The sequence below is a fragment of the Amycolatopsis sp. NPDC059657 genome, assembly GCF_042734395.1.
Classification (GTDB): domain Bacteria; phylum Actinomycetota; class Actinomycetes; order Mycobacteriales; family Pseudonocardiaceae; genus Amycolatopsis.
Map to the genome: position 1 here is coordinate 49,968 of NZ_JBHWEB010000056.1, position 9,931 is coordinate 59,898.

Genomic DNA, 9,931 nt, shown 5'->3' on the forward strand with positions numbered 1-9,931 from the left:
TGCGGGTTGAGCGGGCGGGGGGGCGGGCGGCGGCGGGTGGGGTTGTGTGTGGTGGTTGGGTTTTTTTTACCGACTCCACCCCCCACACACCCACCCCCCCACCCCTCAGCGTGGGGTGCCCATGGTGCCGTTGATGACCGTGCGCAGGATCCACTCGAGGCGGGCTTCGGGCGGGCCCGAGACGAGGTCGTCGCCGAGCGCGGCGACGCGCGGATGTGTCTTGGGTGAAGCGTCTCGCAGCGCGGCGACCGTGGCCTGGTGGTCGGCGGGCGCGGCGGTGCTCTCGGCGCGCGCCGACTGTTCGGCGGCGGTCGCGGTCGCGACCAGCAGCAGCGCGTCGATGCCCCAGGCCGCCTGCGCGTCGGGCACGCCGCCCTTGTGCAGCAACGTCAAAACCGCTTCGACGAGTGCCAGGTAGTTCGGACCGGACGGCCGGGCGATCAGCGCCGAACTCGCCAACGCCGGGTGCGCGAACAAAACCCTTGTGTACGAACGGAGAACGGCGATCAGCCGGTCCTGCCAGTCGCCCTTGGCGCGGACAGGGCGCAGGTCGACCGTGCCGAGCAGGTGCTCGAGGATGGCCGCGTGCAGCTCGGCGGTGTTGGCCACGTAGACGTACAGGGAAGCGGCGCCGGTGTCGAGTTCCTGGGCCAGCCTGCGCATCGTGACCCGTTGCAGGCCTTCGGTTTCCATCAGGCGGACGGCCGTGGCGACGATGCCGTCGTAGGTGAGCGCCGGCTTGGCCGGGCGCTCGCGGCGGCTTCGGGGTGCCGAGGTCATCGGGCGAGCCTACTGAACGTGTTCGTCCCGAACAAGTTCGCTCCACTCCCAAGGACAGGCGGCGGACCCGTCGCCGGGTCCGCCGCTCGCGCAAAGGTCAGTGCTTGTCGCGCACACCCTTGATGGCGTCCTTGACCTTTTCGCCTGCCTGCTTGAGTGAGCCCTTGGCCTGGTCGGCCTTGCCTTCGGCCTGCCACTGCTCGTTGCCGGTGGCGTCACCGACGGCCTCCTTGGCCCTGCCCTTGAGCTCTTCGCCCTTGTTCTCCATCTTGTCGTTCACGACGAACCTTTCGTTTGTCGGAGGTGTCACCACAGGGCGGTTACCCGCACTGGCGGCGTCTAACCACCGTCATTCGTGTCGGCGTGCGGCGCGCCGACCGGTTTCGATTCGGGGGAACCGCGTTGGCGCAGGTAGACGCTGAATACGGCCATCGAGCCGATGGCCAGGAATTCCGACTGCCAGTTCTGCAAGGTGCGGTTCCAGAAATCCGCCGAGCCCAGATAGGTGAGCCAGGTCACCGGATCGCCGAAGTCGCTGAGCTGTGAGGCGTTGTAGGCGGCCAGGCCCGCGATCGACTGCGCGAGCAGCGAGAGCAGGAACAGGCCTGCCATCACTAACCCGAGTGAGTGCGAGTAGACCCCGGTGCGCCAACCGCCTGCCCTGGCCCACTTCGGCGATGACACTTTCGTGTACCGCCCGACGAGTTGATCGCGGTCGCTCTCGGCGCCGAGCCGGTCCCGCGGCTTCGACTCGGGTGAGCCGCGTTGCATGAGCCACACGGTCGCGAAGATGTAGAGGAAGAATTGCAGGTATTCCGACTGCCAATTCTCGGCGACGTCGACCGCGAAATCGCTGGACGTCACGTAGTCCAGCAGGCTGATCGGTTCGGCGCCGTGCGCGAGCGCGCGGCTGTCGAAGTCGGCGTGCCCCGCCAGCGCCTGCCCGATCAGGCTGGCGAGGAACAACGCGCCGAACGCGAGCGCCAGGCCGTTGTCGCGCAGATACCGTTTCATAGGTGGGCCAATCCGAGCGCGATGCAGTAGCCGAGGCCCGCGACCACGAAGACGAGGTAGCAGACGAACAACGCGCGGCCTCTCATCGCCCACCGACCAGGCAGTCGTAGACCTGCTCGTTGCGCGGGTGACAGCCGGCGCCGGTGATCCGCCAGCCGTCGGAGAACTCGTGCAGGAACACCGTGTCGTCCGCGCTCTTGGCCTGCGCCTCGCTGCTCCACACCGCGGGCGTGGCCGGTGGCGCGTGGGGCAACCGCAGCGCGGCCAACCCCACGGCACACGGCCGGGCGGTGGTCGCGACGAGCGCGTCCTTGGCGCGGGGTGCGAGCAGCGCGCACGCGGCCGCGGGGTCACCCGATCCGATGGCTTCGGTGAACTGCCGTGCCACCGCCGAGGGCGCCGCGTCCGCGGGGCTCCCGCAGGCGGTGACCGCGCAGGTCAGCAGCACCGCGGCGATCGTTCTGATCATGTACGCCGGGTACCCGCCGCGGGCACCGGCAAAACCGCCGCCGACGTTCATGGTGCAACGGATCCGAGGCCTGGTTACGTCACTGGGGCATGGACAAGCCGATGACGTTCCGGGTGGCGTTGGCGTGCACGGCGGTGCTGCTGGCCGCGGCGAGTGCGGTACCCGGCTTGCCGCTGGGCGAGCGGACCGCGATCGTCGACTACGGACCGGCCGAGGAACCGGTTTCGCTGCGGCTGGCCGCTTTCGACTCGTGCCAGTCGGCGCTCGAGGCGTTCAAACGCGCGCTGCTGCCGAGGGTCGGTGAGTACGGCCTGCTCGGCGGAGGCCCGATGGGGCCCGATTTCACCGGCGCGCGGGCGATCTCGGCCGAGGCGGCCCCGCAGGACGCGGCGGCCAAGTTCTCCAAGACCACCGTGCACGAGGCAGGCGCCGACGAGCCGGATGTGGTCAAGACCGACGGGAAACGGCTGGTCAGCGTCGCGGACGGCACGCTGCGGGTGATGGACGTGGCGAGCCGCAAGCTCGGCGGTTCGCTCGTGCTGCCCGGTGGCATGGCCACCCAGTTGCTGCTGCAGGGTGATCGCGCGCTCGTGGTGTCCGAGGGTGCCATGATGCCCGATTTCGAGGGCAGGAAGCCCGTGGCGGGCGCCGCCGGACCTCGGCTCACCCTGGTCGATTTGTCCGGCACACCCCGGGTTCTCGAGACGCTGACCACCGACGGCGCCTTCGTCGACGCGCGTCAGGTCGGCGGGGTCGCGCGGATCGTGCTGCGCTCCGCGCCGAGGCTGGCGTTCCCGTATCCCGCGGACATCCGGCGGAATCGGGACACCGTCGAGCAGTCGAAGATCGAGGACTGGCTGCCGCACTACACGCTCGAACGGGAAGGCAGCCGCCAAGAGGGCACGCTCGTGCCGTGCGATCAGGTGAAGCGGCCCGCCGACTACAGCGCGGCGTCGATGCTGACCGTGCTCACCGTCGATCTCGCCGGTCGGCTGGGGACGGGCGACCCGATGTCGATACTCGCCGACGGCGAGATCGTCTACGGCACGGGAACCAGTCTCTATGTAGCCGACCAAAATCGTGCGGACACCGAGATCCATCGGTTCGACATCGCCATGCCGGGTAAGCCGGTGCACACCGCTTCCGGCTCAGTGCGGGGCCGGTTGCTCAATCAGTACTCGATGTCCGAGTACGCGGATCATCTCCGGGTCGCGACCACAGTGGACGGTGACGCGCACAGCAAGGTCACCGTGCTCGACCGCAAGCTCGCCGCGGTCGGCGAACTCGGCGGACTCGGTGCGGGGGAACGGATCTACGCCGTGCGGTTCATCGGCCAGACCGGCTATGTGGTGACGTTCCGGCAGACCGATCCGCTGTACACAGTGGACCTTTCGGATCCGACGAAGCCGCGCGCGGTAGGAGAATTGAAGATCAGCGGCTACTCGGCGTACCTGCATCCCGCGGGCGACGGCAGGCTGATCGGCGTCGGGCAGGAGGCGAGCGAGCAAGGCAGGACGCTGGGCACGCAGGTGTCGCTCTTCGACGTCCGTGACCCGGCCAAGCCGAGCCTGCTCGCCAAGCATCATCTGCGCGACGTCCACTCCGAGGCGGAGTACGACCCGCACGCTTTCCTGTACTGGCCGGACAACGGGCTGCTGGTCGTGCCCGTCAACGGTGACCGCGCCGGCGGCGGCGCACTGGTGCTGCGCCTGACCGGCGGCGCGTTCACCGAGGTCGGCACCGTGCGCCACGACGGCGGCGGAGTCCGGCGCGCGCTGGTGCTCGACGGTGCACTGTGGACGGTCTCGGAGACGGGCGTGCTGGTCAGTGACCTGACCAGCCTCGCCCGCCTGACCTGGCAGTCGTTCGCCTAGTCGGTACCCGACTCCATCGCGGCCGCGTCCAGGAACTGGTCGTCGGCAGGCGCTTCGCCACGGGAGGCGATGACCTCGGCGCCGCCCTCCGGCATCGCGCCGATCAGCTCGGTCGACGGCTGCGCGGTGGCGATCAGCATCGCCTGCTGGCCGCCGACCATGCCCATGCCCGCGTACTGCTCCAGCTTGGCGCGCGAGTCGGCGATGTCGAGGTTGCGCATGGTCAGCTGGCCGATCCGGTCGACCGGGCCGAACGCGGAGTCCTCGGTGCGCTCCATCGACAGCTTGTCGGGGTGGTAGCTGAACGCGGGACCGGCGGTGTCGATGATCGAGTAGTCCTCGCCGCGCCGCAGCCGCAGCGTCACCTCGCCGGTGACGGCCATGCCGACCCAGCGCTGCAGCGACTCGCGGACCATGAGCGCCTGCGGGTCGAGCCAGCGGCCTTCGTACATCAGCCTGCCGAGCCGCCTGCCGTCGTTGTGGTAGCTCGCGAGGGTGTCCTCGTTGTGGATCGCGTTGACCAGCCGCTCGTAGGCCGCGTGCAGCAGCGCCATGCCCGGCGCCTCGTAGATGCCGCGGCTCTTGGCCTCGATCACGCGGTTCTCGATCTGGTCGGACATGCCGAGCCCGTGCCTGCCGCCGATGGCGTTGGCCTCGAGCACCAGGTCGACGGCGGAGTCGAACTTCTTGCCGTTGAGGGTGATCGGGCGGCCCTGCTCGAAGCCGACGGTCACGTCCTCCGGCTCGATCTCGACGGCCGGGTCCCAGAACCGCACGCCCATGATCGGGTCGACCAGCTCGATGCCGGCGTTGAGGTGCTCCAGCGCCTTCGCCTCGTGCGTCGCGCCCCAGATGTTCGCGTCGGTGGAGTACGCCTTCTCGGTGCTGTCGCGATACGGCAGGCCGTGCGCGACCAGCCATTCCGACATCTCCTTGCGGCCACCGAGCTCGGTGACGAAGTCGGCGTCGAGCCACGGCTTGTAGATCCGCAGCGCGGGGTTCGCGAGCAGGCCGTAGCGGTAGAACCGCTCGATGTCGTTGCCCTTGTAGGTCGAGCCGTCGCCCCAGATCTGGACGTCGTCCTCGAGCATCGCGCGGACCAGCAGCGTGCCGGTCACCGCCCGGCCGAGCGGTGTGGTGTTGAAGTAGGTGCGGCCGCCGGTGCGGATGTGGAACGCGCCGCACGCCAGCGCCGCGAGCCCCTCCTCGACCAGTGCGGCGCGGCAGTCGATCACGCGTGCGATCTCCGCACCGTACGACGTGGCGCGGCCGGGCACCGACGCGATGTCGGGCTCGTCGGGCTGGCCGATGTCGGCGGTGTAGGTGCAGGGCACCGCACCTTTGTCGCGCATCCACGCGACCGCTACCGAGGTGTCGAGGCCACCAGAGAAGGCGATACCGACACGTTCACCGATGGGCAGGGAAGTGAGCACTTTGGACACGACGACAGTGTATGCACTCGACTGCATGACTATGCAACCGGGGGGTGCCCGAAAAACTTCGGGATCGATTCAGTCGATCTCTGCTAGCCTCGCCGGTGCTTCGCGCACCCCACTGAACTCCAGGAGTGAAGATGACCGCCATCGCCCGGGTACACGGCCGCCAGGTTCTCGACAGCCGGGGCAATCCGACCGTCGAGGTCGACGTCGAGCTGGCCGACGGGTCGTTCGGCAGGGCCGCGGTGCCCTCGGGCGCGTCGACCGGGACCAAGGAAGCGGTCGAGCTGCGTGACGGTGACGAGAAGCGGTTCCATGGCAAGGGCGTGCGCAAGGCCGTCGACGCGGTCAACACCGAGATCGCCGCGGCGATCGTCGGGCTGGACGCGGAAGCGCAGGCCGAGGTCGACCGCACGCTGATCGAGCTGGACGGCACCCCGAACAAGGCCCGCCTCGGCGCGAACGCGACGCTCGGTGTCTCGCTCGCCGTGGTGAAGGCCGCCGCCGCGGCCAGCGCGCTGCCGCTCTACCGCTACGTCGGCGGGGTGTTCGCGCATCTGCTGCCGATGCCGATGATGAACATCATCAACGGCGGCGCGCACGCGGACAACCCGATCGACTTCCAGGAGTTCATGATCGGCCCGGTCGGCGCCGAGACCTTCGCCGAGGCGGTCCGGATGGGCTCCGAGGTGTTCCACACGCTGCGCAAGTCGCTGCACGACGCCGGGCACGGCACCAACGTCGGCGACGAGGGCGGTTTCGCGCCGAACCTCAGCTCCGCCGACGAGGCGCTCGAGTTCGTGCTCCGCGCGATCGAGCGGTCCGGCTACACCCCTGGCGAGGACATCGCGCTGCTGCTCGACCCGGCGGCGTCCGAGTTCTACACCGGCGACGTCTACGACTACACCGGCGAAGGCCGCAAGCGCAGCGTCGAGGAGCACGTCGCCTACCTCGCCGACCTCACCGCCCGCTACCCGATCGTGTCCATTGAGGACGGTCTCGCGCAGGACGACTTCGACGGCTGGAAGCAGCTCACCGACACCATCGGCGACCGGGTCCAGCTCGTCGGCGACGATGTGTTCTGCACCAACGTGAACCTGCTGAACGACGGCATCGAGCGCGGCATCGCGAACTCGATCCTGGTCAAGGTCAACCAGATCGGCACGCTCACCGAGACACTCACCACGGTCGAGACCGCGCACAAGGCAGGCTATTCCGTGGTCATGTCGCACCGCTCCGGCGAAACCGAGGACACCACCATCGCCGACCTCGCGGTCGCCACCAACTGCGGCCAGATCAAGACCGGCTCGCTGTCGCGCTCCGACCGTACCGCCAAATACAACCAGCTCATCCGCATCGAGGAGGAGCTCGGCGCCGAAGCCCGATACGCGGGCGCCGCCACGCTTCGGGGACGCTGAGTCTCAGCCGCCCGCGTTGGTCCAGACGACCTTGACCGACGAGGCCGCGCGCTCGGTCCGGATTTCGATGAGCTCGCCCAGGATGGTGGCTCGGTCGAAGACGATCGCGTGGCCGTCGCGGTCGTAGGTCACGCGGTCGCTGAGGAACACCGGCGCACCTTCGGGACGCTCCAGCAGCGTCCCGAGGCGCGTGGTGAGCACGGCAGGGCTGAGCCGTTCGTCGGCGCGGTCGGCCACGCGGCCGTCGGCGGCGAAGGCGTCGTAGAGCGAGGTCGCGGTGAAGTCGACCTCGGTCAACGATCCGGCGAAGGCCGCTGGGATCCACGAGACCTGGTGGATCGCGGGCGCTCCGCCGACGTGACGGAGACGTTCGACGCGTAGCGCGGGTTCGGCGGCTTCGGCGCCGAGGCGGGTGGCCACCCAGGCGGGGAGCGGGCGTCGTCCGCGGGCGAGCAGAGTGGTCTCCACGGAGTGGCCTTGCTCGCGCAGATCATCGGCGAGGCTTTTCAGGGAACCCATGCTGTAGAAGGCTTTTGGCGGCGAAACGTAGGTTCCGCGCCCGGCTTCCCGGGTGACGAGACCGCGTTCGGCGAGCAGGCTCAGCGCCTGGCGCAGCGTCATCAGCGTGACGCCGTATTCGGCGCTGAGGTCACGCTGGGATGGCAGGGCCTGGCCGGAGGCGTAGTGCCCCTCCTGGATCTTGAGGTCCAGGTCGGCCGCGATCGCCGCGTACTTCGGCTGCCGCCGCTCGTCGCCCATGGCCCCGCTTCACCTCGTCAGTCCCCGACGGCGTCCAGTGCCGTGCGCATCCCGGCCAGCTCCGCGCGGATGTCCTCGGCGCGGCTGCCGTCGAGCACTTTACGCATCAGCGCCGAGCCGACGATCACGCCGTCGGCGTAGCGCGCGGCTTCGGCGGCGTGCTCGGCGCGTGAGACGCCGAAACCCACCAGCACCGGGAGATCGGTGAGTTCGGTGAGGGACCGCGCGAGCGTCCGGCCGGACTTCGGCAGGTCGCGTTTCTCGCCCGTGGTCCCCATCAGGCTGACCGCGTAGACGAAGCCGCGGCTGCGTTCGGCGATCACGCGCAGGCGGTCCGGCGTGGTCGACGGCGCGGCCAGCAGCACGAGGTCGATGCCGTGCCGCGCCGCCGCTTCGGACAGGGGAGCGACCTCGTCGACCGGCATGTCCGGGACGATGAGCCCGCTGACGCCCGCCTCGCGCAGCGCGGCGCAGAACGTGTCGGGGCCGTTGCGCAGCACCAAATTCGCGTAGGTCATCGTGACCAGCGGGACGGTCAGGTCCAGCTTGGCGAGGTCCGCGAGGATCCCGTCGGCGGTCGTGCCGCGGCTCAGCGCGAGGTCGGAGGCCTGCTGGACGGTGGGGCCGTCGAGCGTCGGGTCCGAGAACGGGAGGCCGATCTCGATGAGGTCGGCGCCCGCGTCCTGGCTCGCCTTCAGGTAGTCGGTCCAGTCGTCGGTGATTCCGCCGGTGACGTACGGCGCGAGGAGCTTGCGGCCTTGGTCTCGTGTCGCGCGGGTCCGGGTTTCGAGTGCGTTCACGAGAGCTCCATGAGGGTCTGCATGTCCTTGTCACCGCGGCCGGAGAGCGTGAGCAGCACGGTCGAACCCGCGGGGATCTCGCCGTCTTCGACCGCGCGCAGCACCCAGGCGACGGCGTGCGCGGATTCCAGCGCGCAGAGGATGCCCTCGGCGCGGGCGAGCCGCCGGACGGCGTCGAGCACCTCGGCGTCGGTGACCGTGAAGTACTCGGCCCTGCCGAGATCGGCGAGGTAGGCGTGCTCGGGGCCGACACCGGGGTAGTCGAGGCCCGCGGCGATCGAGTGCGCTTCGCTGATCTGGCCGTGTTCGTCCTGCAAGACCTTGGTGCGGAAGCCGTGCAGGATCCCGGGAAGGCCGGAGTTGATCGCGGCGCCACCCTCGGGTTCGACGCCGACGAGCCGCGCGGGAGTGTCGACGAACCCGGCGAACGTCCCGGCCGCGTTCGACCCGCCGCCTACGCACGCGACCACGAAGTCCGGGGTGGCGGTGCGCAACTCGGTCGCGCACTGCGTGCGGGCCTCGTCGCCGATCACCCGCTGGAATTCGCGCACCATCCACGGATACGGGTGAGGGCCCATCACCGAGCCGAGGCAGTAGTAACCGTCCTCGACCGAGGAAACCCAGTGCCGCAACGCTTCGCTGCACGCGTCCTTCAGCGTCCGGCTGCCCGACCGCACCGGCACGACCTCCGCGCCGAGCATCCGCATCCGGAACACGTTGAGCTCCTGGCGTTCGATGTCCCGCTCACCCATGAACACCGTCGCCGACATCCCGAGCAACGCCGCCGCGGTCGCGGTCGCGACGCCGTGCTGGCCCGCGCCGGTCTCCGCGATGAGCCGTCGCTTGCCCATGCGCTTCGCGAGCAACGCCTGGCCCAGCACGTTGTTTATCTTGTGCGAGCCCGTGTGCGCGAGATCCTCACGCTTGAGCAGCAGCGTGATGCCGAGCTCGGCGGACAGCCGCCAGGCGGGCGTCAGCGCGGTCGGGCGTCCCGCGTAGACCGCCAGCAGCCGATCGAGCTGGCCGTGGAACAGGGGATCGGCCCACGCGTCACGGAACGCCCGCTCGACCTCGTCGCAGGCCGCGATCAGCGACTCCGGCACGAACCGGCCCCCGTACTCGCCGAACCGGCCGAGTCCCGCGGGCTCCCTGACGTCCACGGCCATGCTCCGCGTGTCCATCTCGCCTCCAACTGTTCTAGAACTGTCTGTGCCTAGGTCTACCACACTTCGGCCAGACAGTTCTAGAACAGTTGCGCAGGGATTCGGGGGTCGTGAGTGTTTTGGCCGGTTAGAACCCAATGCCGGGTAGTTAAGGCTTGGCCTGCGTTGTCAATCGGCACGTGAGCGAGTCGGTCGGGCCGCCGTCGGTGGCCCGACCA

10 protein-coding genes are annotated in these 9,931 nt (G+C 69.4%); 2 read left to right on the forward strand and 8 right to left on the reverse strand.

Going from position 1 to position 9,931, the window contains the following annotated elements; genetic code table 11:
* Positions 1–105 precede the first annotated feature (105 nt).
* The 4 genes from ACFV15_RS27550 to ACFV15_RS27565 form a co-directional block, all read right to left on the reverse strand.
* Entirely contained in the window at positions 106–780 is a 675-nt protein-coding gene (locus tag ACFV15_RS27550) for a TetR/AcrR family transcriptional regulator (protein ID WP_378353545.1), read from the reverse strand.
* 97 nt (positions 781–877) lie between these two features.
* Complete coding sequence (locus ACFV15_RS27555; RefSeq protein ID WP_378353547.1) at positions 878–1,060, reverse strand: CsbD family protein; 183 nt, start codon at positions 1,058–1,060, stop codon at positions 878–880.
* A 59-nt stretch (positions 1,061–1,119) separates the two neighbouring features.
* Entirely contained in the window at positions 1,120–1,794 is a 675-nt protein-coding gene (locus ACFV15_RS27560) for a DUF6766 family protein (protein ID WP_378353549.1), read from the reverse strand.
* Positions 1,795–1,876: 82 nt separating this feature from the next.
* The gene (locus ACFV15_RS27565; RefSeq protein ID WP_378353551.1) at positions 1,877–2,263 is read right to left on the reverse strand and encodes a hypothetical protein; all 387 of its coding nucleotides are present in this window, start codon (positions 2,261–2,263) and stop codon (positions 1,877–1,879) included.
* Between the two features lie 89 nt (positions 2,264–2,352).
* On the opposite strand from ACFV15_RS27565, the gene ACFV15_RS27570 reads away from it, so the two are divergent.
* Positions 2,353–4,137 (forward strand): beta-propeller domain-containing protein, encoded by a 1,785-nt coding sequence (locus ACFV15_RS27570; RefSeq protein ID WP_378353552.1) that lies wholly within the window; start codon positions 2,353–2,355, stop codon positions 4,135–4,137.
* Here the strand turns inward: ACFV15_RS27570 and argG are convergent.
* The gene (argG, locus tag ACFV15_RS27575) at positions 4,134–5,579 is read right to left on the reverse strand and encodes an argininosuccinate synthase (protein WP_378353554.1); all 1,446 of its coding nucleotides are present in this window, start codon (positions 5,577–5,579) and stop codon (positions 4,134–4,136) included. The genes ACFV15_RS27570 and argG overlap by 4 nt on opposite strands.
* A 131-nt stretch (positions 5,580–5,710) precedes the next feature.
* On the opposite strand from argG, the gene eno reads away from it, so the two are divergent.
* Positions 5,711–6,991 (forward strand): phosphopyruvate hydratase, encoded by a 1,281-nt coding sequence (gene eno, locus ACFV15_RS27580; protein WP_378353556.1) that lies wholly within the window; start codon positions 5,711–5,713, stop codon positions 6,989–6,991.
* 3 nt (positions 6,992–6,994) lie between these two features.
* On the opposite strand, the gene ACFV15_RS27585 is transcribed toward eno, so the two are convergent.
* The 3 genes from ACFV15_RS27585 to trpB are packed head-to-tail and all read right to left on the reverse strand — an operon-like array spanning position 6,995 to position 9,731.
* Complete coding sequence (locus ACFV15_RS27585) at positions 6,995–7,750, reverse strand: GntR family transcriptional regulator (protein WP_378353558.1); 756 nt, start codon at positions 7,748–7,750, stop codon at positions 6,995–6,997.
* A gap of 17 nt (positions 7,751–7,767) precedes the next feature.
* Entirely contained in the window at positions 7,768–8,550 is a 783-nt protein-coding gene (trpA, locus tag ACFV15_RS27590) for a tryptophan synthase subunit alpha (RefSeq protein ID WP_378353560.1), read from the reverse strand.
* Positions 8,547–9,731: a tryptophan synthase subunit beta gene (gene trpB / locus ACFV15_RS27595; protein WP_378353562.1), complete on the reverse strand. Its 1,185-nt coding sequence runs from the start codon at positions 9,729–9,731 to the stop codon at positions 8,547–8,549. The genes trpA and trpB overlap by 4 nt, the downstream gene beginning before the upstream one ends.
* Between the last annotated feature and the right edge of the window lie 200 nt (positions 9,732–9,931).